20 protein-coding genes are annotated in these 23,629 nt (G+C 64.6%); 18 read left to right on the top strand and 2 right to left on the bottom strand.

From position 1 onward, the window contains the following. Nucleotides 1-37 precede the first annotated feature (37 nt). The gene (gene ugpB / locus ASD75_RS18330; RefSeq protein ID WP_056060369.1) at nucleotides 38-1,351 is read right to left on the bottom strand and encodes a sn-glycerol-3-phosphate ABC transporter substrate-binding protein UgpB; all 1,314 of its coding nucleotides are present in this window, start codon (nucleotides 1,349-1,351) and stop codon (nucleotides 38-40) included. 300 nt (nucleotides 1,352-1,651) lie between these two features. Here ugpB and serA point away from each other — a divergent pair, with 300 nt between their 5' ends. From serA to nudB, 14 genes are all read left to right on the top strand, one after another. Beyond that, nucleotides 1,652-2,881, top strand: a complete 1,230-nt coding sequence (serA, locus tag ASD75_RS18335; RefSeq protein ID WP_056747288.1) for a phosphoglycerate dehydrogenase — start codon at nucleotides 1,652-1,654, stop codon at nucleotides 2,879-2,881. Nucleotides 2,882-2,980: 99 nt separating this feature from the next. Continuing rightward, a complete protein-coding gene (locus ASD75_RS18340; protein WP_056747289.1) occupies nucleotides 2,981-6,895 on the top strand; it encodes an FAD/FMN-binding oxidoreductase in 3,915 nt (1,304 codons plus the stop codon). Next, entirely contained in the window at nucleotides 6,895-7,326 is a 432-nt protein-coding gene (locus ASD75_RS18345; protein WP_056747290.1) for an HIT family protein, read from the top strand. The genes ASD75_RS18340 and ASD75_RS18345 overlap by 1 nt, the downstream gene beginning before the upstream one ends. 79 nt (nucleotides 7,327-7,405) lie before the next feature. Further along, a complete protein-coding gene (locus ASD75_RS18350; protein WP_056747291.1) occupies nucleotides 7,406-7,828 on the top strand; it encodes a gamma-butyrobetaine hydroxylase-like domain-containing protein in 423 nt (140 codons plus the stop codon). Between the two features lie 214 nt (nucleotides 7,829-8,042). Beyond that, on the top strand, nucleotides 8,043-8,774 hold the full coding sequence (gene ubiE, locus ASD75_RS18355; RefSeq protein ID WP_056747292.1) for a bifunctional demethylmenaquinone methyltransferase/2-methoxy-6-polyprenyl-1,4-benzoquinol methylase UbiE: 732 nt from the start codon (nucleotides 8,043-8,045) through the stop codon (nucleotides 8,772-8,774). A gap of 36 nt (nucleotides 8,775-8,810) precedes the next feature. Next, nucleotides 8,811-9,848, top strand: coding sequence for a Tim44 domain-containing protein (locus ASD75_RS18360; protein ID WP_056747293.1), 1,038 nt, complete (start codon nucleotides 8,811-8,813; stop codon nucleotides 9,846-9,848). Between the two features lie 61 nt (nucleotides 9,849-9,909). Then, complete coding sequence (locus tag ASD75_RS18365; protein ID WP_056747294.1) at nucleotides 9,910-10,548, top strand: hypothetical protein; 639 nt, start codon at nucleotides 9,910-9,912, stop codon at nucleotides 10,546-10,548. Next, the gene (ubiB, locus tag ASD75_RS18370; protein ID WP_056747295.1) at nucleotides 10,545-12,110 is read left to right on the top strand and encodes a ubiquinone biosynthesis regulatory protein kinase UbiB; all 1,566 of its coding nucleotides are present in this window, start codon (nucleotides 10,545-10,547) and stop codon (nucleotides 12,108-12,110) included. Before ASD75_RS18365 ends, ubiB begins: the two co-directional genes overlap by 4 nt. Before the next feature lie 99 nt (nucleotides 12,111-12,209). Continuing rightward, nucleotides 12,210-13,655, top strand: a complete 1,446-nt coding sequence (locus ASD75_RS18375) for a sodium:solute symporter family protein (RefSeq protein WP_056060397.1) — start codon at nucleotides 12,210-12,212, stop codon at nucleotides 13,653-13,655. Between the two features lie 64 nt (nucleotides 13,656-13,719). Beyond that, nucleotides 13,720-14,070 carry an FmdB family zinc ribbon protein gene (locus ASD75_RS18380; RefSeq protein WP_056747296.1) on the top strand — a complete coding sequence of 117 codons (351 nt, stop codon included), beginning with the start codon at nucleotides 13,720-13,722 and terminating at the stop codon, nucleotides 14,068-14,070. A gap of 8 nt (nucleotides 14,071-14,078) precedes the next feature. Next, nucleotides 14,079-14,699: a DUF502 domain-containing protein gene (locus ASD75_RS18385; RefSeq protein ID WP_056747297.1), complete on the top strand. Its 621-nt coding sequence runs from the start codon at nucleotides 14,079-14,081 to the stop codon at nucleotides 14,697-14,699. Nucleotides 14,700-14,752: 53 nt separating this feature from the next. Next, complete coding sequence (gene aspS, locus ASD75_RS18390) at nucleotides 14,753-16,570, top strand: aspartate--tRNA ligase (protein ID WP_056060406.1); 1,818 nt, start codon at nucleotides 14,753-14,755, stop codon at nucleotides 16,568-16,570. Nucleotides 16,571-16,707: 137 nt separating this feature from the next. Continuing rightward, nucleotides 16,708-17,535, top strand: coding sequence for a CsgG/HfaB family protein (locus ASD75_RS18395; RefSeq protein ID WP_056747298.1), 828 nt, complete (start codon nucleotides 16,708-16,710; stop codon nucleotides 17,533-17,535). 11 nt (nucleotides 17,536-17,546) lie between these two features. Continuing rightward, on the top strand, nucleotides 17,547-18,023 hold the full coding sequence (gene nudB / locus ASD75_RS18400; RefSeq protein ID WP_056747299.1) for a dihydroneopterin triphosphate diphosphatase: 477 nt from the start codon (nucleotides 17,547-17,549) through the stop codon (nucleotides 18,021-18,023). A 52-nt stretch (nucleotides 18,024-18,075) separates the two neighbouring features. On the opposite strand, the gene ASD75_RS18405 is transcribed toward nudB, so the two are convergent. After that, nucleotides 18,076-19,842: a tetratricopeptide repeat protein gene (locus ASD75_RS18405; RefSeq protein WP_056060415.1), complete on the bottom strand. Its 1,767-nt coding sequence runs from the start codon at nucleotides 19,840-19,842 to the stop codon at nucleotides 18,076-18,078. Between the two features lie 356 nt (nucleotides 19,843-20,198). On the opposite strand from ASD75_RS18405, the gene ASD75_RS18410 reads away from it, so the two are divergent. The 4 genes from ASD75_RS18410 (at nucleotide 20,199) to ASD75_RS18425 (ending at nucleotide 23,486) form a co-directional block, all read left to right on the top strand. Further along, nucleotides 20,199-20,936 carry an endonuclease/exonuclease/phosphatase family protein gene (locus ASD75_RS18410; RefSeq protein ID WP_056060418.1) on the top strand — a complete coding sequence of 246 codons (738 nt, stop codon included), beginning with the start codon at nucleotides 20,199-20,201 and terminating at the stop codon, nucleotides 20,934-20,936. Between the two features lie 37 nt (nucleotides 20,937-20,973). Next, on the top strand, nucleotides 20,974-22,218 hold the full coding sequence (gene clsB / locus ASD75_RS18415) for a cardiolipin synthase ClsB (protein ID WP_056747300.1): 1,245 nt from the start codon (nucleotides 20,974-20,976) through the stop codon (nucleotides 22,216-22,218). A 117-nt stretch (nucleotides 22,219-22,335) separates the two neighbouring features. Beyond that, nucleotides 22,336-23,061 carry a GTP cyclohydrolase I gene (gene folE / locus ASD75_RS18420; RefSeq protein WP_056747301.1) on the top strand — a complete coding sequence of 242 codons (726 nt, stop codon included), beginning with the start codon at nucleotides 22,336-22,338 and terminating at the stop codon, nucleotides 23,059-23,061. 2 nt (nucleotides 23,062-23,063) lie between these two features. Beyond that, nucleotides 23,064-23,486, top strand: coding sequence for a BLUF domain-containing protein (locus ASD75_RS18425; RefSeq protein ID WP_056060427.1), 423 nt, complete (start codon nucleotides 23,064-23,066; stop codon nucleotides 23,484-23,486). Nucleotides 23,487-23,629 lie beyond the last annotated feature (143 nt).

A 23,629-nucleotide genomic window follows, 5' to 3' on the forward strand; every position in this document is an offset into this window, starting at 1 on the left:
GGGTGGCCAGGTGGCATCGACAGATGGTGGACCGTGCTTACTTGTTGGCGCGTGCGAAGCGGGCCAGCTGCTCGTTGCCACGTGTCACGGCGGTGTCCAGGGCTTCCTTGGGCGACTTCTTGCCCGACCAGATCTGTTCGGTTTCCTCGTCGATGATCGAGCGGATCTGCACGAAGTTGCCCAGGCGGATGCCACGCGACTTGTCGGTGGCCTTGCGGATCATCTGCGTCACGGCCACGTCGGTGCCGGGGTTCTTGTCATAGAAGCCAGACGCCTCGGTGAGCTTGTAGGCGCCCATGGTCACGGGCAGGTAGCCCGTGCGCTGGTGGCTGGCAGCCTGCACCTTGGTGTCGTTCAGGAAGTTCAGGAAGCTGGCCACGCCCTTGTATTCCTCGGGCTTCTTGCCGGCCATCACCCACAGGCTGGCGCCGCCGATGGCGGTGTTCTGTGGGGCACCCTTCACATCGGGGTAGTAAGGCAGGGTGGAGATGCCGTAGGCAAACTTTGCTTCCTTGGCCACGCGGGCGTACAGGCCCGACGAGCCGGTGATCATGGCGCATTCACCAGAGGGGAAGGACGCATCGGCCGTGTTGTTGCGGCCCTTGTAGACAAAGCTGCCTTCCTTGGAGGCCTTGGCCAGGTTCTCGAAGTGGCGCACGTGCAGCGGGGTGTTGATCTGCAGTTGCGCGTCGTTGCCGTCAAAGCCGTTGTTCTTGGAGGCGAACAGGGTGTTGTGCCACAGCGAGAAGCTTTCCAGCTGCGTCCAGCTCACCCAGCTGGTGGTGAACGGGCAGCTGTGGCCGCTGGCCTTGAGCTTGGAAGCGGCGGCAAACACTTCGGGCCAGGTCTTGGGCGGCTTGTCGGCGTCCAGACCAGCCTTCTTGAAGGCGTCCTTGTTGTAATAGAAGATCGTGGTCGAGCTGTTGAGCGGGTAGCTCAGCATCTGGCCGTTGGGGGCGGTGTAGTAGCCGGCCACTGCGGACACATACTCGGTGGGTTCAAACTTGAAGCCCGCGTCGTTCAGCACCTTGGCCGCAGGCACGATGGCGCCCTTGCTGGCCATCATGGTGGCGGTGCCCACTTCGAACACTTGCAGGATGTGGGGGGCATTGCCAGCGCGGAAGGCGGCAATGGCGCCGGTCATCGATTCGTCATACTGGCCCTTGTACGTGGGCACGACCTTGTACTGGGATTGGCTGGCGTTGTATTGCTTGGCCAGGTCATTGACCCAGTCGCCCAGCGCTGCACTCATCGAGTGCCACCATTGGATCTCAATGGGTGCCTGTGCTTGCGCAGGTGCGCAGACCGACATGGCAACAGCAGCGCAGACCGCCAGAAGCTTCGTTTTCATGAATATTTCCTCCGAGGATGACGAAAAGCACAAGGGCCGGATGCTATGCAGCCTCTGTGACATTGATATGTCGTTGTCGCATGAGCCCGCGCCCTGCAACAACCGGGGAAACCCCTTGGGGTACCCGTGAGGGGTGCGATTGTGACCTTTTTGTGACAAGGTGTGGCGCATTTGCCGAGGCTTGCAAGGTTTTGTGCAATGCACCATGCTGGTGACTGTTCACATGCGTGGGCACCCTCGGTTCGTTCGCGCCGTCGCGCGCCGGACGTTTCCTTCTCCTATCCCTTCTCCTTCATCGCCATGGCCACCAATTCGCTCGACAAGAACAAGATCAAGTTTCTGCTGCTCGAAGGCATCCACTCCTCCGCAGTGGATGTGATCCGGGCGGCAGGCTATACGCAGATAGAGACGGTGTCCGGTGCGCTGCCGGACGAGGAACTGAAGCGCAAGATCGCCGATGTGCATTTTGTGGGCATTCGCTCGCGCACCCAGCTCACCGAAGAGGTGTTTGCCCAGGCCCACAAGCTGGTGGCTGTGGGCTGCTTTTGTATTGGCACCAACCAGGTGGACCTGAACGCTGCGCGCGAGCGCGGCATTGCGGTGTTCAACGCGCCGTACTCCAACACCCGCTCGGTGGCCGAACTGGTCCTGGCCGAAGCCATCCTGCTGCTGCGCGGCGTGCCCGAGAAAAACGCGGTGGCCCACCGGGGCGGCTGGCTCAAGAGCGCAGACAACGCGTATGAGATCCGTGGCAAGACCCTGGGCATCGTGGGCTACGGCTCCATCGGCACCCAACTGTCGGTGCTGGCCGAGGCCATGGGCATGCACGTGGCCTTCTTTGATGTGGTCAACAAGCTGCCTCTGGGCAATGCCCGCCAGGTGCAGCACCTGCACGATCTGCTGGGCCAGAGCGACATCGTGAGCCTGCACGTGCCCGAGCTGCCGTCCACCGAGGGCATGATCGGCGCCGCCGAAATTGCGGCCATGAAGCCGGGCGGCATCCTCATCAACGCCGCGCGGGGCACGGTGGTGGATATTGAAGCGCTGGCTGCAGCGCTCCAGGCCAAGAAGCTGCTGGGCGCCGCCATCGACGTGTTCCCGGTCGAGCCGCGCACCAACAAGGATGAGTTTGTATCGCCCCTGCGCGGGCTGGACAACGTGATCCTGACTCCCCACATCGGCGGCTCCACCATGGAGGCGCAGGCCAACATTGGCCTGGAAGTCGCGGAAAAGTTGGTGAAATACAGCGACAACGGCACCAGCACCTCGTCGGTCAACTTTCCCGAGGTGGCGCTGCCCGCCCACCCCGGCAAGCATCGTCTGCTGCACATCCACCGCAACGTGCCGGGCGTGCTGTCGGAGATCAACCGCATCTTCTCGGACAACCAGATCAACATCTCGGCCCAATACCTGCAGACCAACGAGAAGATCGGCTACGTGGTCATCGACATCGACGCCGCCTCGTCCGACCTGGCGCTGGACAAGCTGGCCCAGGTCAGCGGCACCCTGCGCAGCCGCGTGCTGTTCTGACACTGTTGCGGGGCCGGTTTCGGCTCTGTCAGACAGCCCCGGCCCGGCAAGCCGCAGGCCGGTGGCTTAAAATCGCGCCCCCACCCCAGGTAGACCCCCATGAATGTACCGATCGCGTTGGCGGCCCTGCAGACGCAGGCCGCCGAGCCTGCCCGACTGCGTGAAATTCCCTATAACTACACCTCGTTTTCCGACCGGGAGATCGTGATCCGGCTGCTGGGGTCCTCATCCTGGGAGGTGCTGGACCAGCTGCGCAAAGAGCGCCGTACGGGCCGTTCGGCCCGCATGCTGTATGAGGTGCTGGGCGATATCTGGGTCGTGCAGCGCAACCCCTACCTGCAGGACGACCTGCTGGACAACCCCTCGCGCCGCAAGCTGCTGGTGGATGCCCTGCAGCACCGCCTGGGCGAGATCGAAAAACGCCGCACCCCCGCAGACGATGCCGAGCGCGACCGTCTCGTCGGTGAGCTGGTCGTCGCCGCGCGACGCGCCGTGGCCGAATTCAACGCCACTTTCGAGCAGGCCGCGCAACTGCGCCGCCAGATCCAGAAAACCCTGGGCCGCCTCACGGCCAAGGACAACATCAAGTTCGACGGCCTCTCCCGCGTGAGCCATGTGACCGACGCGACCGACTGGCGCGTCGAATACCCGTTCGTCGTGCTCACCCCCGACACCGAGGTCGAGATGGCGGGCCTGGTGAAGGGCTGCATCGAACTGGGCCTGACCATCATCCCGCGCGGGGGCGGCACCGGCTACACCGGCGGCGCCATTCCGTTGACGTGGAAGAGCGTGGTCATCAACACCGAAAAGCTCGAAGCCATGACCGAGGTGGAAATGCGCCGCCTGCCGGGCATGGACCGCGAGGTGGGCACGGTGTGGACCGAAGCCGGCGTGGTCACCCAGCGCGTGGCCGATGCGGCCGAGCGCGCGGGCTTTGTGTTTGCGGTGGACCCGACGAGCGCCGAGGCATCGTGCATTGGCGGCAATATCGCCATGAACGCGGGCGGCAAGAAGGCCGTGCTCTGGGGCACGGCGCTGGACAACCTGGCCAGCTGGCGCATGGTCACGCCCGACGCCCAGTGGCTCGAAGTGACCCGCCTGGACCACAACATGGGCAAGATCCATGATGTGGAAACCGCCACCTTCGAGCTGCAGTACTTCGAGGCCGACGGCAAGACGCCCGTGCGCACCGAGCGCCTGGCCATCCCCGGCCGCACCTTCCGCAAGGAAGGCCTGGGCAAGGACGTTACGGACAAGTTCCTCGCCGGACTGCCCGGCATCCAGAAGGAAGGCTGCGACGGCCTCATCACCAGCGCGCGCTGGGTGGTGCACCGCATGCCCGAGCACACGCGCACCGTATGCCTGGAGTTCTTCGGCAACGCCAAGGACGCCGTGCCCAGCATCGTCGAGATCAAGGACTTCATGTTCGCCGAGCAAAAGCGCAGTGGCGTGCTACTGGCGGGCCTGGAGCACCTGGACGACCGCTACCTGAAGGCCGTGGGTTACGCCACCAAGAGCAAGAAGGGCAACGGTGGCCTGCCCAAGATGGTGCTGATTGGCGACATCGCGGGTGACAACGCCGACGACGTGGCCCGCGTGACCAGCGAAGTGGTGCGCCTGGCCAACACCCGCAGCGGCGAAGGCTTTGTGGCCATCACGGCCGATGCGCGCAAGAAGTTCTGGGCCGACCGCAAGAAGACGGCGGCCATCAGCCGCCACACCAACGCATTCAAGATCAACGAAGACGTGGTGATCCCGCTGCCGCGCATGGCCGAGTACACCGACGGCATCGAGCGCATCAACATCGAGCTATCCCTGCGCAACAAGCTCAAGCTGTGCGACGCGCTGACCGAGTTCTTCGAGCGTGGCAACCTGCCCCTGGGCAAGCACGACGCCGACGACGAAGTGCCCTCGCCCGAACTGCTGCAAGACCGCGTGGCCCAGGCCATCGCCCTGGTGGAAGAGGTGCGCGCCCTGTGGCAGGGCTGGCTGCACGATGTGGAAACGCTGTTCCCCCAACTGCAGGACCACACCCTGCGCGCCAGCTGGAAGACCCAGCTGCGGGCGCCGCTGCAAGGCATCTTCACTGGCGCGGCGTTCAAGCCCATCCTGGACGAGGCCGTGGCCATCCACAAGCGCGTGCTCAAGGGCCGCGTGTGGGTGGCGCTGCACATGCATGCGGGCGACGGCAATGTGCACACCAACATCCCGGTCAACAGCGACGACTACGAGATGCTGCAAACGGCCCACGAGGCCGTGGCGCGCATCATGGTGCTGGCGCGCAGCTTGAACGGCGTGATCTCGGGCGAACACGGCATTGGCATCACCAAGCTGGAGTTTTTGACCGACGAAGAGCTGCGCCCCTTTGCCGAGTACAAGCGCAAGGTGGACCCGGAAGGCCGCTTCAACAAGGGTAAGTTGCTCCGAAATCAGGAGCATTCAGGGCATATTCAACCAGCGCTTGGTGCCGATTTGGCTTCAAAACCGGAGCTGCATGCCGATTTGACCAACGCCTACACACCCAGCTTCGGCCTGATGGGGCATGAGTCGCTGATCATGCAGCAGAGCGATATCGGCGCCATTGCCGATTCGGTCAAGGACTGCCTGCGCTGCGGCAAGTGCAAGCCCGTGTGCTCCACGCACGTGCCACGCGCCAACCTGCTGTACAGCCCACGCAACAAGATCCTGGCCACCTCGCTGCTGGTCGAGGCGTTCCTGTACGAAGAGCAGACCCGCCGGGGCGTGAGCATCAAGCACTGGCAGGAGTTTGAGGACGTGGCGGACCACTGCACGGTGTGCCACAAATGCGAGAGCCCTTGCCCGGTGAAGATCGACTTCGGCGACGTCACCATGAACATGCGCAACCTGCTGCGCAAGATGGGCAAGAAGACCTTCCGCCCCGGCAATGCATTGGCCATGACCATGCTCAACGCCACCAACCCGGACACCATCAAGCTGATGCGCTCGGCCATGGTGGACGTGGGTTTCAAGGCCCAGCGCATGGCCGTGGACCTGCTGCGCAAGGTGGGCCGCAAGCAGACGGCCAAGCCGCCCGCGACGGTGGGCACGGCTCCGATCAAGGAGCAGGTGATTCACTTCATCAACAAGAAGCTGCCGGGCGGCCTGCCAAAGAAGACGGCGCGCGCGCTGCTCGACATCGAGGACAAGGACTACGTGCCGATCATCCGCAACCCGCAGGCCACCACGGCCGAGACGGAGGCGGTGTTCTACTTCCCTGGCTGCGGGTCGGAGCGCTTGTTCTCGCAGGTCGGTTTGGCGACCCAGGCCATGCTGTGGCACGCGGGCGTGCAGACGGTGCTGCCGCCTGGGTACCTGTGCTGCGGCTACCCCCAGCGCGGGTCGGGCCAGTTCGACAAGGCCGAAAAGATGATCACGGACAACCGCGTGCTCTTTCACCGCGTGGCCAACACGCTCAACTACCTCGATATCAAGACCGTGGTGGTGAGCTGCGGCACCTGCTACGACCAGCTGCAGGGCTACGAGTTTGACAAGATCTTCCCGGGCAGCCGCATCATCGACATCCACGAGTACCTGCTGGAAAAGGGCATTCAGCTGCAAGGCAAGGGCGCCTACCTGTACCACGAGCCCTGCCACAACCCCATGAAGCTGCAGGACTCGATGAAGACCGTGAAGGCGCTGGTGGGCGAGCAGGTCTTGAAGAGCGAGCGTTGCTGCGGCGAGTCGGGCACGCTGGGTGTGACCCGGCCCGACGTGTCCACGCAGGTGCGCTTCCGCAAGGAAGAAGAGATCAAGAAGGGCGAAGCCCAGCTGCGTGCCAGCGGTGCTGTCGGCGCGCGGGACAACGTGAAGATCCTCACCAGCTGCCCCAGCTGCCTGCAGGGCCTGAACCGCTACGAAGGCGACTTGAACAACGGCTTGCTCGAGGCCGACTACATCGTGGTCGAGATGGCGCGCGAGATCCTGGGCGAGAACTGGATGCCCGAGTACGTACACCGTGCCAACAACGGCGGCATTGAGCGGGTGCTGGTCTGATGACCTGCCCCTTGTGCGCTGAAGACGGCGGCGCATTGGTCTGGCGTGGCGAGCGCCTGCGTGTCATCCGTGCGCAGGAGGCGGGGTTTCCCGCCTTTTACCGCGTGATCTGGAACGCGCATGTGGCCGAGTTCTCGGACCTGGCCGCCGCTGACCGTGCGCATTGCATGGAAGCCGTGACCCTGGTGGAGCAGGCGCTGCGCCAGCACCTGTCGCCCACCAAAGTCAACATCGCAGCGCTGGGCAACATGGTGCCGCACCTGCACTGGCATGTGATTGCGCGGTTTGACTGGGACAGTCACTTTCCATCGCCCGTATGGGCCGCGGCACAGCGGCCGAGCCCCGCAGCGCAAGAGGCCGCCGTGCGGGCCTTGTTGCCCTCGCTGGAAGCGCAGCTGCAGTCCCAGCTGGCGCTGTGGGCCGCCCGGTAACCTTGCTGGCAGCGTGTGCCTGGGCGGGTGGGACAATGGCAGCCGTCGTTCCTGACAACAGTTTTCTCAAGGTGATTCCATGGCAGGTTTGAAAGCGGGCGCTCCCGCGCCGCAAGCCCTGACGGTGCATGAACAGTCGCGCGTGCTGGAGGTGGGTTTTTCGGATGGCGCCACGTTCCGCATCCCGTTCGAGCTGATGCGTGTGTACTCGCCCTCGGCCGAGGTGCAAGGCCACGGCCCGGGGCAGGAGGTGCTGCAGACGGGCAAGCGAAATGTGGCGCTCATCAACCTGGAGCCTGTGGGCAACTACGCGGTCAAGCCCACGTTCTCCGACGGCCACGACAGCGGCATCTTCACCTGGGACTATCTCTACGAGCTGGGCCAGAAGCAGGACGCACTGTGGGCCCAGTACACCGAGCGGCTGGCTGCGGCGGGGGCCGACCGTGATGCACCCATGGCGCCCAAGGGTGGTGCAGGGGGCCACGCCTGCGGCAGTCACTGACGCCCTCGGCAGGCCTGTTCAGGGGCCCGCCGCCAAAAGCCGCACAAGTCCCTGTGCGGCAAGGTGCTATTGAAAATATAGCTATCAGCGCAATATTTGCTTGCGCTAGCGGCTGTTTTTGTTTCAATAGTGTTCTCCAAATTGCGACAGATGCCCCAATTCAGTGCGGGGTTGTCGCTGTACCTCTGGCGTTCACGCGCCTAGCATGATTCTTATGAGCACCACGCATTTCGGTTTTCAGTCGGTGGACGAGCAGGAAAAGGCACGCCGTGTGCGCGGTGTGTTTGACTCCGTGGCATCCAAGTACGACGTGATGAACGACCTCATGTCGGCGGGCCTGCACCGTGCCTGGAAGGCCTACACCGTGATGGTGGCCAACCTGCGCGAAGGCAGCCAGGTGCTGGACATTGCGGGGGGCACCGGTGACCTAGCACTGGCGTTTTCCAAGAAGGTGGGGGCATCGGGCCGTGTGGTGCACACCGACATCAACGAGGCCATGCTGCGTGTGGGCCGTGACCGTCTCATCAACGAGGGCGTGGTGCTGCCTACGCTGGTCTGCGACGCTGAAAAGCTGCCGTTCCCCGACGCGCATTTCGACGTGGTGAGCGTGGCTTTTGGCTTGCGCAACATGACCCACAAGGACCAGGCCATTGCCGAAATGTGCCGTGTGCTCAGGCCCGGCGGCAAGCTGCTGGTGCTGGAGTTTTCCAAAGTGGCACAGCCGCTCACTAAGGTGTACGACTGGTACTCGTTCAAGGTGCTGCCCCAGCTGGGCAAGCTGGTAGCGGGCGACGACGCGAGCTACCGGTATCTGGCGGAGTCCATCCGCATGCACCCGGGGCAGGAAGAACTCAAAAGCCTCATGCAGAAAAATGGTTTTGGGCATGTGGACTATCACAACATGACGGGGGGCATTGTGGCCCTCCATGTTGGAATCAAGTGCTGAGCGGTTTGCTCGGTCGATAACGGAGACGGAGAAGTCATGATGAAACTGTGGTCTGTGGTGTTGGTCGCGATGCTGGCGTTTGCGCACGCCGATGCCGACGCCGCGCGGCGACTGGGTGGTGGCAAATCGGTGGGCAAGCAGTCCAGCAATGTGACGCAGCGCGAGTCGGCCACGCCGCCCGCCACGCCGGGCGCACCGGCACAAAGCGCGACCAACACGGCTGCGGCAGCCAAGCCTGCTACCGCCACGCCGGCAGCGGCTCCGGCCGCGCCGGCCAAGAAGCCCTGGGGTGCCATGTTGGGCGGCCTGGCGGCGGGTCTGGGCTTGGCCTGGCTGGCGCACTCGCTGGGCCTGGGTGCGGGCTTTGGCAACATCCTGATGATTGCGCTGCTGGCGCTGGCGGCGTTTGCCATCTTCAAGATGGTCATGCGGTCGCGCAACGGCGGTAGCAATGTCTCGGGCAATGCTGCAGGTGGTGCTCCGTTCGCCTTTCAGGGCGCAGGGGCTGCAACGCCCGCTGCTGCCCAGGTGCCGCCGCAGTACAGCCCCAACAACGTGGGCAACGACGCATCGGCCCGCCCCTGGGAGCGCAGCAGCATGGCATTTGATGCCTCGCGTGCCGGGCAGGGTGGCGTGGGTTCGGGTGTGGTGATCGGTTCGGGCCTGTCGGGTTCGCAGAACTGGGGTGTGCCCGCCGATTTCGACACCGAGGGTTTCCTGGCGGCCGCCAAGCGCAACTTCGTGACCTTGCAGGGCGCGTGGGACCGCTCGGACATCGCCACCCTGCGGTCCATGATGACGGACAACATGCTCGATGAGATCCGCACCCAACTGACCGAGCGCGAAGCCCACCGGGGCACGCAGCCCAATCACACCGATGTGGTCATGATCGAAGCGCAGCTGCTGGGCATCGAAGACCTGGGCGACGGCTACATGGCCAGCGTCGAGTTCTCGGGCATGATCCGCGAAGAACCCTCGGCCGGGCCCAGCCCCTTCCGTGAGGTCTGGAACATGACCAAGCCCAAGGCGGGCAACACCGGCTGGCTGGTGGCAGGCGTGCAAGCCCTGCAGTAAACACAGCCCACGGGGCCCCTGCGTGCCAGGGGCATTCCAGTTCAGGGAATAATCGGGGACTATGGCAACACCACAGTCCCCTTTTCCTTTTCTGGACGGCCTCTTCGAGCGCCTGGCAGCCGGCCCGCAGCCCCCGCAATGGCTGGTCCACGAGGTGCAGCAGCGCCTGGTGCTGTTTCTCAACCATGTGCTGATGCAGGAGAAAGAGGCCACGGACCGGCTGGTGCGCCAAAAGGGCCGCATCGCCAGGGTGCAGTGGCGGGCCTATTCCCTGTCGCTGGTGATCACCCCTGCGGGCCTGTTCAACCTGGCGCCCGAATCCGCGGTGCCAGACCTGCGGCTGGAAGTGACCGATACCTCCCCCATCACCCTGGCCCAGGCTGCGTTGCGGGGCGACAAGCCCTCCATCCGCATTGAAGGGGATGTGCAACTGGCGGCCGAGATCAACTGGCTGGTGGACCATGTGCGCTGGGATGTGGAGGAAGACCTGGCCCGCGTGATTGGCGATGCCCCTGCGCATACGCTGGCGCAGTTCGCCAGCCGGGCTGCGCAGGCGCTGCGTCAGTTTGTGGGTTCGCGCATGGCAGCCGCAAGCGCGGCGTCTTCTGCAGTGGTCGTTGCGACGGCACCGGTGGCGCCCCGTGCTCCGGCGGCGGCGCCGCTGTCACCTTCGGCTGGTTCGGACCGGGCCGACGCATGAAGCGCTTCTTGCGGGGGGCGGCCATCCTGTGGGTGGTGTTCCGGTTCGGCCTGGATGGCTTGCTGCTCGACAGCTTTCAAAAGCCCTGGCTGCGCATGATCTCGCGCATCGTGTCCATCGGGCGCAATCTGGATGCGCCGCGTGGGCAACGCCTGCGCGAGGCGCTGGAAAGCCTGGGACCTATCTTCGTCAAGTTCGGCCAGGTGCTGTCCACCCGCCGCGACCTGCTTCCGCCCGACATAGCCGACGAACTGGCCCGCCTGCAGGACCGCGTGCCGCCATTCGACCCCGACATCGCCATCGCCACCATCGAGCGTGCCTTCCGTCGTCCGGTGGACGAGGTGTTCACCTCTTTCGACCGCACACCGGTGGCCAGCGCGTCCATCGCTCAAGTGCATTTCGCCACGCTGCGCGACCGCCAGGGCATTGAGCGCGAGGTAGCCGTCAAGGTACTGCGGCCTGGCATGCTGCCGGTGATCGAGAAGGACCTGAGCCTCATGCGCATGATGGCGGGATGGGTGGAGAGCCTGTCTGCCGATGGCAAGCGCCTGAAGCCCCGTGAGGTGGTGGCAGAGTTTGACAACTACCTGCACGACGAACTGGACCTGGTGCGCGAGGCTGCCAACGCTGCGCAGCTGCGCCGCAACATGACCGGGCTGGACCTGGTGCTGATCCCCGAGATCTTCTGGGACTTCTGCCACCCCGAGGTCATGGTGATGCAGCGCATGAACGGTGTGCCCATCAGCCAGATCGACCGCCTGCGGGAGGCCGGTGTGGACATCCCCAAGCTGGCGCGCGACGGCGTCACCATCTTCTTCACCCAGGTGTTTCGCGACGGTTTTTTTCACGCCGATATGCACCCGGGCAACATCCAGGTCAGTCTGGAGCCTGCCACGTTCGGCCGCTACATCTCGCTGGACTTCGGCATCGTGGGCACGCTGACCGAAGTGGACAAGGAATACCTGGCGCAGAACTTTGTGGCGTTCTTCCGGCGCGACTACAAGCGGGTGGCAGAGCTGCACATCGAAAGCGGCTGGGTGCCGCCCGAAACGCGGGTCAATGACCTCGAGTCGGCCATCCGCGCCGTGTGCGAGCCATATTTTGACCGCCCACTCAAGGAAATCTCGCTGGGCCTGGTGCTGATGCGGCTGTTCCAGACCTCGCGCCGCTTCCATGTCGAGATTCAGCCCCAGCTGGTGCTGCTGCAAAAGACCCTGCTCAACATCGAGGGCCTGGGCCGCGAGCTGGACCCGGACCTGGACCTTTGGAGCACGGCCAAGCCCTTCCTTGAAAAGTGGATGCTGGAGCAGATGGGCCCCCAGCGCCTGTGGCGCGAGCTGCGGGCCGAGGCGCCGCACTATGCCAAGCTGCTGCCCGAGCTGCCACGACTCATCTACGACGCGCTGCGCCAGCGCCCGGCAGACCACGAGCCTGCACTGCGTGAACTGCTGGAAGCGCAAAAACGCACCAACCGGCTGCTGCAAGGCATCATTTTTGCTGGGGTCGGGTTTGTGCTGGGCTTGCTGCTCATCCAACTGCTGATCAGAATCCGGCTTTTCTGACGATCTGCATGCCCGGTGCCCCGGTGTGGGGAGCGCCGGGGTGCAGGTCGGATTTCTTCACCCTGGACCGACCGAGACAAAAAGAGAGAGGAGCGCGCTGTGCTGCTGACCCTGGTTATCGTTTACCTGCTGATCACCATCGGCATCGGCTTGCTGGCAGCCCGGCGTGTGAAGAACGCTGCGGACTTTGCCATTGCCGGGCGCCACCTGCCGCTGTACATGATCATCACCACCACGTTTGCCACCTGGTTTGGGTCGGAGACCGTGCTGGGCATTCCCGCCAAGTTCATCGAGGGCGGTCTGGGCAATGTGGTGGAAGACCCATTCGGCGCGGGCTTCTGCCTGATCCTGGTCGGCCTGTTCTTTGCCGGCAAGCTGTACCGCATGACGCTGCTCACCATCAGCGACTATTACCGCGAACGCTATGGCCGCACGGTGGAAATCGTCTGCTCGCTGATCATCATGTTGAGCTACCTGGGCTGGGTTTCTGCCCAGGTCACAGCGCTGGGCCTGGTGTTCAACCTGCTGTCTGGCGGTGCCATCAGCATTCCGGTGGGCATGACAATTGGTGTGGTCTCCATCCTGGCGTACACGCTGTTCGGCGGCATGTGGTCGGTGGCGGTCACCGATTTCATCCAGATGATCATCCTGGTGGTGGGCCTGGCCGTCATTGCCGTGTTTGCGGGCAACATGGCCGGGGGGGCCGACAAGGTGATCGAGTTCGCGTCCAGTCGTGAGCTGTTCCGGTTCCTGCCTGAGCCCAAGTTCCATGACGTGGTGTTCTTCATCGCCGCGGGCGTGACCATGATGTTCGGCTCCATCCCGCAGCAGGACGTCTTTCAGCGTGTGATGTCGGCCAACAACATCCAGGCCGCCACGCGCGGTCCCGTGATCGGTGGCATCTGCTACATCCTGTTCGCCTTTGTGCCCATGTTCCTGGTGGCCAGCGCGCTCATCATCATGCCCACGGAAACGGCTGCGCTGCTCAAGGACGACCCGCAAAAGGTGCTGCCCACGCTGGTGCTGGAGAAGATGCCTTTTGTGATGCAGGTGCTGTTCTTTGGGGCCCTGCTGTCGGCGCTCAAGTCCACGGCCTCCGCCACGCTGCTGGCGCCCAGCGTCACTTTCACCGAAAACATCTGGCGCCAGTTCCGCCCGCACAGCTCGGACAAGCAGCATCTGCGCACCATGCGCATCACCACGCTCGTTTTCAGCGCCTGCGTGTTGGCCTATGCCATCTACATGCAGGGTACTTCCATCTATGAGCTGGTGTCGGGTGCCTACCAGGTGCCGCTGGTGGGAGCGTTTGTGCCACTGGTGTTCGGCCTGTACTGGAAGCGTGCCACCACGCAGGGCGCCATCTTTGCCATCGTGCTGGGCCTGGTGACCTGGCTGCTGTTCCTGTCCACTCCGGCGGGGGCAATCTTTCCTGCGCAGCTGGCGGGTTTGCTGGCCGCGCTGGCGGGCATGCTGATCGGCTCCCTCGGGCCACAGGCCATCCGCAACAGCCATGCCTCCCACCACAAGATGGTTGGGGTCGAGTAACGCGGGGGTCAAGGGGCATGCCGCCTATAATTGAGGGTTTTGCACTTTCCCTCAACACACTGACATGCCTATTTACGCCTACAAATGCGGCTCCTGTGGCCATGCCAAGGATGTGCTGCAAAAAATCTCCGACGCACCCCTGACGGTGTGCCCCGCCTGCGGCGCCGAAGCCTTCTCCAAGCAGGTCACTGCCGCAGGTTTTCAGCTCAAGGGCTCGGGCTGGTACGTGACCGATTTCCGTGGCGGAAACGGTGGCAATTCCGCCCCGGCCACCGAGGCCAAGTCGGAGTCCAAAACAGAATCAGCGGCACCTGCCAGTGGCAGTGATGCTCCTAAAAAGGAAGCGGCCAGCACAAGCACTGCTGGCGCTACCGGTACCACTGGTACCAGTGGCACTTCTTCCTCTTCGAGCTGAGGACCTGCATGGCTGCCCTGCGCAAATGGCTGTTGACAGGCCTTCTGGTCATCGTGCCCGGTGTCATCACGGCCTGGGTGCTCAACTGGATTGTGAGCACGCTCGACCAGACCCTGCAGATCCTGCCCGGCGCGTGGCAGCCCGACAAGCTGCTCGGAGTGCATGTCCCGGGCTTTGGTGTGGTCCTCACGCTGGCCATCTTGCTCGTGGTGGGCGCCATTGCCAGCAACTTTGCAGGCCGCAAGCTTGTGCAGTGGGGCGATGCGCTGGTGCACCGCATTCCGGTGGTGCGCTCTATCTACTCCAGCGTCAAGCAGGTGTCGGACACGCTGTTCTCCGAGAGCGGCAATGCCTTTCGCAAGGCCGTGCTCGTGCAGTGGCCCCGCGAAGGGGTATGGACCGTGGCGTTCGTCACCGGCGCCCCCAATGGTGAAGTGGCTGCGTACCTGCGCGACGAGTTCGTCAGCGTGTACGTGCCCACCACCCCCAACCCCACGGGGGGGTATTTTGTGATGGTGCGCAAGAGCGACTGCGTCGAGCTCGAAATGAGTGTGGACAGCGCCCTCAAGTACATCGTCTCCATGGGTGTGGTGGCTCCAGCGGACCCCACGCTGCCCCCACCCAAGTAAGAAAAGCAATCTCTTTCAACGTCAACGCGCCCTGCGGCGCCGGAAGTTTTGTCATGGCCATGCGTTCCCACTATTGCGGTCTTGTGACCGAAGCCCTGTTGGGCCAAACCGTTACCCTGTCGGGCTGGGTGAACCGCCGCCGTGACCATGGTGGCGTGATCTTCATCGACCTGCGCGACCGCGAAGGCTACGTGCAGGTGGTGTGCGACCCCGACCGCGCCGAGATGTTCAAGGTCGCCGAAGGCGTGCGCAACGAGTTCTGCGTGCAGGTCAAGGGTGTGGTGCGCGCACGCCCCGCAGGCACCACCAACGACAAGCTCAAGACCGGCCAGATCGAAGTGCTGTGCCATGAGCTGAACGTGCTCAACCCCTCCGTCACGCCTCCGTTCCAGATCGACGAGGAAAACCTGTCGGAAACCACGCGCCTCACGCACCGCGTGCTGGACCTGCGCCGCCCGTACATGCAGAACAACCTGATGCTGCGCTACAAGGTGGCAATGGAAGTGCGCAAGTTCCTCGATGCGAATGGCTTCATCGACATCGAAACCCCCATGCTCACCAAGAGCACGCCTGAAGGCGCGCGCGACTACCTCGTGCCCAGCCGCGTGCACGATGGCCATTTCTTCGCATTGCCCCAGTCGCCCCAGCTGTTCAAGCAGCTGCTGATGGTGGCGGGCTTCGACCGCTACTACCAGATCACCAAGTGCTTCCGCGACGAAGACTTGCGTGCTGACCGCCAGCCTGAATTCACCCAGATCGATATCGAGACATCGTTCATGGAAGAGCAGGACATCCGCGACATGTTCCAGGGCATGATCAAGACGGTGTTCCAGAACACGCTGGGCGTGGACCTGGGCGAGTTCCCCGTCATGACCTACCAGGACGCTGCGCGCCTGTATGGCTCCGACAAGCCCGACCTGCGCGTGAAGCTCGAATTCACCGAGCTGACCGACGTGATGAAGGACGTGGACTTCAAGGTGTTCTCGGGCGCAGCCAACATGAAGAATGGCCGCGTGGTCGGCCTGCGCGTGCCCGGTGGCTCGGTCGAAGGCGGCGGCATCAGCCGTGGCGAAATCGACGCCTACACCGAGTTTGTCAAGATCTACGGCGCCAAGGGCCTGGCCTACATCCGCGTCAACGAACTGGCCAAGGGCCGTGACGGTCTGCAGTCGCCCATCGTGAAGAACATCCACGACGCAGCCCTGCAAGCCGTGCTGGAGCGCACTGGCGCACAGGATGGCGACCTGATCTTCTTCGGTGCGGACAAGGAAAAGATCGTCAACGACGCGATTGGCGCGCTGCGTATCAAGATCGGTCATAGCGAGTTCGGCAAGAAGAACGGCCTGTTCGAGAACCGCTGGGCCCCGCTGTGGGTGGTCGACTTCCCGATGTTCGAGTACGACGAGGAAAACCAGCGCTGGAACTCGGTGCACCACCCCTTCACCAGCCCCAAGGATGGTCACGAAGACTGGATGGTCACTGCGCCCGAGAAGTGCATCTCCAAGGGCTACGACATGGTGCTCAACGGCTGGGAAATGGGTGGCGGCTCCGTCCGTATCCACCGCGCCGATGTGCAGCAGAAGGTGTTTGACGCCCTCAACATCACGCCCGAAGAAGCCCAGCTCAAGTTCGGCTTCCTGCTGGATGCGCTGCAGTACGGCGCGCCTCCGCACGGCGGCCTGGCCTTTGGCCTAGACCGCATCGTGACGCTGATGACCGGTGCTGAGTCGATCCGCGACGTGATCGCCTTCCCCAAGACCCAACGTGCCCAGTGTCTGCTCACGCAGGCGCCCAGCCCTGTGGACGAAAAGCAGCTGCGCGAGCTGCACATCCGCCTGCGCAACCCCGACGCGGTCAAGACTGCGGCCTGATTCCGGACGCACACGTCCTTCGCGCATGCAGCCATGCATCGCACACCAAGCGGCTCGGGCCTTGCGCCCTGGCCGCTTTTTTCATGTGCGGCGCATCGGGCACTGGCCGCCGTGCACGGACTGAAAGAGGTACTTCCATGCGTTTGTTGACACGCTCCCATTGGCTGCTTGCGGCCACATGCATCGCCCTGGCCGGATGCGGCGAGAAGAAGACCGAACTGGGGCAGGGCGGCTCGGTGGTCACGGGCTCGGCCGGGCCCCAGGGCGCGCAGAACGCGGCCCGTGAGCTGGTGCGTTGCGATGCGCCGGTGGCCACGCTGGCGCTGGCCGAGAACCCCAATGGCTACATCATGGGCTCGGGCTACCAGCTGCCCGCGTCGCCGGTGCCGCTGGTCAAGCTGCTGGCCCAGCAGAGCGGGTGTTTCCGCGTGGTGGACCGGGCAGCGGGCCTGAAGGGCACTGTGCAGGAGCAGGAATTGAAGGACGCCGGCATCCTGCGCAAGAACAACTCCACCGTGGCCAAGGGCAAGGGGTACGAGGCGCAGTACACGCTCACGCCCAGCCTCACGTTCAGCGAGCAGGATGCGGGCCGGGGCCTGGCCGGGGTGATCGCCATGATCCCGGTGCTGCGCGACATCGCAGGCCTGGCCGGGCTGGTGGAGCAGGTCAAGTTCAAGGAAGCACAGACGGCCTTGCTGCTGTCCGACAACGAAACCACCGAACAGGTAGCGGCGGCCACAGGCTCAGCGCGCACCACCGACCTGGGAGTGGGCGGCCTGGTGTTTGGCAAGCTGGGCGGTGCCGCGGGCGCTGGCTGGAGCAATACCAACGAAGGCAAGGTCATTGCCGCGGCGTTTCTGGACGCGCACAACCAGTTGGTGGTGCAGGCGCGTGCGTTGCAGGCCAAGGAGCTGCCCCCGCCCGTGCCCACCACCACGGCAGCCCAGCGCCCCAAGGGGGGCTGAAGGCACAGGCCATGGCAGCCGCCGAGCCACAGCGGCCTTACAAGCTTCCAGAGTCGGTGCTGGTGGTGATCCACACCCCCGCGCTGGAGGTGCTGCTGATCCGCCGCACCGGGGGCGAGGGGCATTGGCAGTCGGTCACCGGTAGCAAGGATGCGCTGGACGAGCCTTTTGCCGAGACCGCACGCCGTGAAGTGGCCGAAGAAACCGGCATGGACACCCTGGCACCGGGTTGTCTGCTGAGCGACTGGGCGCTGGAGAACGTGTACGACATCTGGCCCCAATGGCTGCACCGTTATGCCCCTGGCGTGGTGCGCAACCGCGAGCGCGTGTTTGGCCTGCGTGTGCCCGCAGGCACGCCCGTGGTGCTGAGCCCGCGTGAGCACGACGCCTATGAGTGGCTGCCCTGGCAGCAGGCCGCTGACCGGTGTTTTTCAGCGTCCAATGCCGAGGCGTGCCTGTTACTCCCCCGGTTTTTGCATCTCGGGTGAGTCGACTCCGAATGGCCCGGCGGCAACGGGGGCAAGGCCGGGCGGCGTCGCCTCAAGAGGCGTCTGGAGGCCGCAAGCGCAGGGCGGCAGCAGGATCGTCGGCATCGTCTGCGGGCGACGGGCCGAGGGCCGAGCTGTCGGGCGATGGCTGCGGAGTGCGCGTGGGTGTGTTGTCGCTGCTGCCCCGCACCCTCAGCGCCACTCCGCCGGGGTGGCGTTCACTGTCTTGCCCCAGGATGGCCCTCGCCGGGGTGCTGCCCATGCGTGCGCGCAGTGCGTCGATGCTCTCTTGCAGCGGTTGGGGGGCGGCCATGCGCGCGCCATGGCGTAGCAGCACTTGCTGTGCCATATCGAGCAGTTTGGAGTTGAGGGTGCGTTCGGCTTCGGCCAGCAGGTTTTGCACGGCACCGCCAGGGTCGCCGCCCAGGCTTTGCGCCATGGCGACTTCGGCCGTCTTGTTGACGCGCTGCAGGCAGTCTCGCACCAGTTGGCTGTAAGGCTCATGCAGGTTGCAGGCGTTGGCCATCAGCTCGGTCAAGCCGCGTGTGTTGGCATAGCGCATGCCCAGTGCCAGCACCCAGCTGTCGCCCTCGGGCAGCTCGATCGACGTGACGGCCAATACGGCCAGCAGGCTGCCCAGGTTGCAGGCAGCCTCAAAGTCGAAGGTGCTGGAAGTGATCTCGCGGGCCATGCCACGCACCGATTCAACCGCTTGCGAAAACTGCCGCTGCTGGATGAGCTGCAGCGCCCGCGCCACCTCGGCAAAACGCCGGATGCGCGCGCTGCCGTAGTGGCGCTCCAGGATGCGCGCAAAGTCGGCCATGCAGCGCTCGATGCCCTTGCGGTCGTTCTCGGCGTAATACGCGAACGTCAGCAGCACCAGCGACTGGTAGTCGAACAGCTTGGAATCAATGCCCAGCACTGTGGCGCGTGCCAGCACCTTGGTGGCGGTGGCGCGGTCGCCCATGTAGTACGACATCATCCCCAGCTTCTGCAGCCGCACCACCGAGTCGGGCGTGAGGGTGCTGGCCGTGCGGTAGGTCTCGATGGCCTGCGAAAAATTGCCCATCTCCACCTGCGCGCGGCCCAGCACGTCGTAGGCGTCGGCGAACGACGCGTCTTCGCCAATCAGCTCTTGCAAGGTGGTGATGGCGCGCGCGGCCTGGCCTGATTCGATCTGTGCGCGGGCCACGCCCAGCTTGGCCCAGGGCAGGGCCCGTGCCGCGATGACGGCCTCGAACAGGGTGCGCGCCTCGTCGTGGCGGCCCAGGCGCAGCAGCAGCTCCGACCCGATGCGGGCAGCGTAGAGCCAGTAAGGCTTGCGGGCCTCGAAACGCTCCACGCACAGCGCGGCAGCCTGCTCGAAGTCCTCGGCCTCGATGGCATCGAAAATGGGCTTGAGGTGGATCTTGCGCAGGCGCGCCAGGCTCAGGCGCTCGAACAGCGCACTGGGCGTGAAGGGCTTGAGCAGGTAGCCGTCCAGGGCAGACTCGGCGGCCTCGGCCACTGCGGCGTACGACGCCTCGGCCGTGACCATGAAGAACACCGTCGAAAACGGCAGCAGCTGCGCGCGCCGCAGGTCGTCCAGCAGGGTCTGGCCCGAGTAGTTGGATTCGCCAAAAAACTGGTCGCACAACACGTAGTCGAACACCGTGTGCTCCAGCCGGGCGCGCGCGTCCTGCACACGGGAGCATTGCACGATGCGGGTCACGCCGTACTCGCGCAGCTGCCCCACCAGAATGCTGCGCGATGTGGCATTGCTGTCCACGATCAGCGCCTGGGTCTGTGGGGCGGGATTGGGGCCGCTCTCGGTAGCCATGGGGGTCGGGGCCGTCCCTGCGTGCTCAAAATGTTGGAGTCTCCAGTGTAAAGCGCTGCCGCCCCCTGCCTGCGTCGGGCAAACCCCTTGCCACCACGGCTTGCGACACAATCTCCAGTCCTAGGAGCGGCAATTGACCGCTTGCCGTTTTCAAGGGCGCCTCATGGATACTGACTCTCGCTGCTTCGTTGACGTTCGCTTGTCGAGTGGGCACGCTACGCATTCGCCAGCACCGCGCTGGGCGCGCCATGCGGCATTGCTCCTTCTTGCGGGCATGAGCCCGCCGCGTCCTCGCGCCTTGCCTGGCGCACCCATCGCGACGCTGGCGAGCGCGTTCAATTACCCCTCCTAGGACCATGCAACACGACGACATCCTGCGCGTAGCCACCTACAACATCCACAAGGGTGTGCAAGGCATCGGGCCCGCGCGGCGGCTGGAGATTCACAACCTGGGCCTTGCGGTGGAGCAGCTCGACGCCGACATCGTCTGCCTGCAGGAGGTGCGCAAGCTGCACCGGCGCGAGGCGGCCTACTTTCAGCGCTGGCCTGATCTGCCGCAGGCCGAGTTCCTGGCGCCCGAAGGCTACGAGGCGGTGTACCGCACCAATGCGGTCACCAAACACGGCGAACATGGCAACGCGTTGCTCACCCGCTGGCCGGTGATCGGGCACCAGCATGAAGACATCTCGGACCACCGTTTTGAACAGCGCGGGCTGCTGCATGTGGAGGTGGATGTGCAGGGCCGCAACGTGCACGTGATCGTGGTGCACCTGGGCCTGATCCCTGGCAGCCGCATCCGCCAGGTCGAGCGCCTGCAGGGCTTCATCGAGCGCGAGGTGCCCCCCGGTACGCCGCTGGTGGTGGCCGGTGACTTCAACGACTGGGGGCAGTTGCTCAAGCGCATGCTGGCTGGCTTTGGCCTGTATGAATGGGATGCGCCCCGCACCTTCACCTACCCCGCGCGCCTGCCCCTGGCGCAGCTGGACCATGTGTATGCGCGCGGGCTCACGCCGCTGTCGCTGCAGGTGCCGCGTGGGCGCATCTGGTGGCGCATGTCGGACCATCTGCCCCTGATCGCGGAGTTCCGGCTGTGAGGCGCTGCCGGGGTGTGCGCGGTGGCGGGGTGACGGGATGAGGCGCAAGCCCTCTGCGCAGGCCCCGGGCACCGGGCCCGCCGACGACCACCAGGTCCGGCTGCTGCAAGGCGCCGAGGAGTTCTTTCCGGCGCTCACCGAGGCCATGGATGCTGCGATGGCGGACATCCAGTTCGAGACCTACATCTTTGACTTCACCGGCGCCGGAGCCACCGTGGCCCAGGCGCTGATGCGCGCTGCAGCGCGCGGCGTGCGCACCCATCTGGTGGTCGATGGCGTGGGCACGGGCGCGTTGCCCAAGGCCTGGGCCGATCAGTTTCAGGCCGCCGGGGTGCTGTGCAGCGTGTATTCGCCGCTGGGGCCGCTGGGGCTGCTGCTGCCACACCGCTGGCGGCGCCTGCACCGCAAGCTGTGTGTGGTGGATGGGCGGGTGCTGTTTTGCGGCGGCATCAATGTGCTGGACGACTTTCACGACCCCAACCACGGCGCGCTGGAGGCACCCCGTTTTGACTTTGCCGTGCGGGCCACGGGCAGCCTGGTGGCATCGGCCAGCGACACCATGGACCAGCTCTGGTGGCGCATGCAGGCCGTGCGCGACGCACGCCAGCGCCGCTTGCCAGAGGCCCTGCAGGCCCTGCGCGCGGCCAGCGCGGCGCGGCACGCGGAGCAGGGCGGCGACCCTGGCGCAGGCCCGCCTGTGCGCGCCACCCTGGTGCTGCGCGACAACGTGCGCAACCGCAGCCGCATCGAGAAGGCCTACCGCCGCGCCATCGGCGCAGCACGGCACGAGGTCATCATTGCCAATGCCTACTTCATGCCCGGCGGCAAGCTGCGCCGCGCGCTGGTGATGGCCGCGCGCCGGGGCGTGCGGGTGCGCCTGCTGCTGCAGGGACGGTACGAATACTTCATGCAGTACCACGCGGCCCGTCCCGTGTACGGCGCGCTGCTGGAGGCGGGGGTCGAGATCTACGAGTACGCCCCCAGCTTTCTGCACGCCAAGGTGGCCGTCATCGATGCGCAGGGCGACCGGCCCTGGGCCACGGTGGGCTCGTCCAACCTCGACCCGCTCTCGCTGCTGCTGGCGCGCGAGGCCAACGTGGTGGTGGAAGACGCCGCCTTTGCCATCGACCTGCGCCAGCGCCTGGTGCACGCCATGCAGCACGCGGGCCGCCGCATGGACCCTGCGCGCTATGCCGGCCGCCCGCTGCGCCAGCGGGTGCTGGACCGCGTGGCGTTTGGTCTCATGCGCCTGGCGCTGTGGGTGACGGGCAAGCGGTACTGAGGGCGCCTTTGTCGAGATTGCTACTTTATTGATAGCTTCTCAGGCATATTCCACTAGCGCTTGCTGCCTAAAACCCTTGTAATTGATCAACCTGGGTTCGCTGGTACGATGCCAGCCATGTCCAGCCAACCTGCCGCCGATATGACGCCCACCCCACCGGACGAAGGCACGCCCGTTTCCGTCAAGATCCGAGAACGCCTTGCCGCCGCGCGCAAGCGCTTTCACGCCAACGACAACATTGCCGAATTCATCGAGCCCGGCGAGCTGGAAAAGCTGCTCGACGAGGTCGAGGTCAAGATGCAGGGCGTACTCGACAGCCTGGTGATCAACACCCAGGGCGACCACAACACCAACAACACCGCGCGCCGCGTGGCCAAGATGTACCTCAACGAGGTGTTCCGCGGCCGCTATGTGGCACAGCCGCCCATCACCGAGTTCCCCAACGCCGAGCACTTGAACGAGCTGATGATCGTGGGCCCGCTCACCGTGCGCAGTGCCTGCAGCCACCACTTCTGCCCCGTCATCGGCAAGATCTGGATCGGCGTGATGCCCAACGAGCACACCAACGTGATCGGCCTGTCCAAATACGCGCGCCTGGTGGACTGGATCATGGGCCGCCCCCAGATCCAGGAAGAAGCCGTGGTGCAGCTGGCCGACCTGATCATGGAAAAGACCCAGCCCGACGGCCTGGCCATCGTCATGGAAGCCAGCCACTTCTGCATGTCCTGGCGCGGCGTGCGCGACAACGACAGCCGCATGATCAACTCGGTCATGCGTGGCGTGTTCCTCAAGGACAGCGCTTTGCGCCGTGAATTTTTGTCCCTCATCCCTGGAAAGAACTGACCATGCTGGTACGCCTGCTTTACGCCAGTCGCGCGGTCGATACCTCGCCCGCCGCCATTGAAGCCATCCTGACGCAGTCGCGCCAGCACAACCCCGGCAGCGGCATCACCGGCGTGCTGTGCTACGGCGGCGGCGTGTTTTTGCAAGCCATCGAGGGCGGACGCTCTGCGGTGAGCGAGCTGTATGGCCACATCCAGAAGGACACGCGCCACAAGAACGTGGAGCTGCTGCACTACGAAGAAATCGCCGAGCGCCGCTTTGGCGGCTGGACCATGGGGCAGGTCAACCTGTCCAAGATCAACCACTCCATCCTGCTCAAATACTCCGAAAAGCCCGAACTGGACCCGTATGCGGTGTCGGGCAAGGTGTCGTTTGCGCTGCTTGAAGAGTTGATGGCCACCGCCTCCATCATCGGCCGAGCTTGAAAAGCGGGGCGCTTGGCTACTGCGCGGCCTGATCCCGGGCCTGCGGTACTCGCCGCACGGGAGTGCGGCTGCGTTCCTCCACCCAGGCTGAGGCCGCTCGCTACGCCAATCGCCCCACTTTTCGTCGTTGTCCTGAACTCGTC

Origin of the sequence: Acidovorax sp. Root568 (assembly GCF_001427445.1) — a bacterium.
Taxonomy (GTDB): Bacteria; Pseudomonadota; Gammaproteobacteria; order Burkholderiales; family Burkholderiaceae_C; genus Acidovorax; species Acidovorax delafieldii.

Coding starts and splice junctions, on each gene's coding strand:
- ugpB (WP_056060369.1), bottom strand. CDS start 1,351: ATGAAAACGAAGCTTCTGGCGGTCTGCGCTGCTGTTGCCATGTCGGTC.
- serA (WP_056747288.1), top strand. CDS start 1,652: ATGGCCACCAATTCGCTCGACAAGAACAAGATCAAGTTTCTGCTGCTC.
- ASD75_RS18340 (WP_056747289.1), top strand. CDS start 2,981: ATGAATGTACCGATCGCGTTGGCGGCCCTGCAGACGCAGGCCGCCGAG.
- ASD75_RS18345 (WP_056747290.1), top strand. CDS start 6,895: ATGACCTGCCCCTTGTGCGCTGAAGACGGCGGCGCATTGGTCTGGCGT.
- ASD75_RS18350 (WP_056747291.1), top strand. CDS start 7,406: ATGGCAGGTTTGAAAGCGGGCGCTCCCGCGCCGCAAGCCCTGACGGTG.
- ubiE (WP_056747292.1), top strand. CDS start 8,043: ATGAGCACCACGCATTTCGGTTTTCAGTCGGTGGACGAGCAGGAAAAG.
- ASD75_RS18360 (WP_056747293.1), top strand. CDS start 8,811: ATGATGAAACTGTGGTCTGTGGTGTTGGTCGCGATGCTGGCGTTTGCG.
- ASD75_RS18365 (WP_056747294.1), top strand. CDS start 9,910: ATGGCAACACCACAGTCCCCTTTTCCTTTTCTGGACGGCCTCTTCGAG.
- ubiB (WP_056747295.1), top strand. CDS start 10,545: ATGAAGCGCTTCTTGCGGGGGGCGGCCATCCTGTGGGTGGTGTTCCGG.
- ASD75_RS18380 (WP_056747296.1), top strand. CDS start 13,720: ATGCCTATTTACGCCTACAAATGCGGCTCCTGTGGCCATGCCAAGGAT.
- ASD75_RS18385 (WP_056747297.1), top strand. CDS start 14,079: ATGGCTGCCCTGCGCAAATGGCTGTTGACAGGCCTTCTGGTCATCGTG.
- aspS (WP_056060406.1), top strand. CDS start 14,753: ATGGCCATGCGTTCCCACTATTGCGGTCTTGTGACCGAAGCCCTGTTG.
- ASD75_RS18395 (WP_056747298.1), top strand. CDS start 16,708: ATGCGTTTGTTGACACGCTCCCATTGGCTGCTTGCGGCCACATGCATC.
- nudB (WP_056747299.1), top strand. CDS start 17,547: ATGGCAGCCGCCGAGCCACAGCGGCCTTACAAGCTTCCAGAGTCGGTG.
- ASD75_RS18405 (WP_056060415.1), bottom strand. CDS start 19,842: ATGGCTACCGAGAGCGGCCCCAATCCCGCCCCACAGACCCAGGCGCTG.
- ASD75_RS18410 (WP_056060418.1), top strand. CDS start 20,199: ATGCAACACGACGACATCCTGCGCGTAGCCACCTACAACATCCACAAG.
- clsB (WP_056747300.1), top strand. CDS start 20,974: ATGAGGCGCAAGCCCTCTGCGCAGGCCCCGGGCACCGGGCCCGCCGAC.
- folE (WP_056747301.1), top strand. CDS start 22,336: ATGTCCAGCCAACCTGCCGCCGATATGACGCCCACCCCACCGGACGAA.
- ASD75_RS18425 (WP_056060427.1), top strand. CDS start 23,064: ATGCTGGTACGCCTGCTTTACGCCAGTCGCGCGGTCGATACCTCGCCC.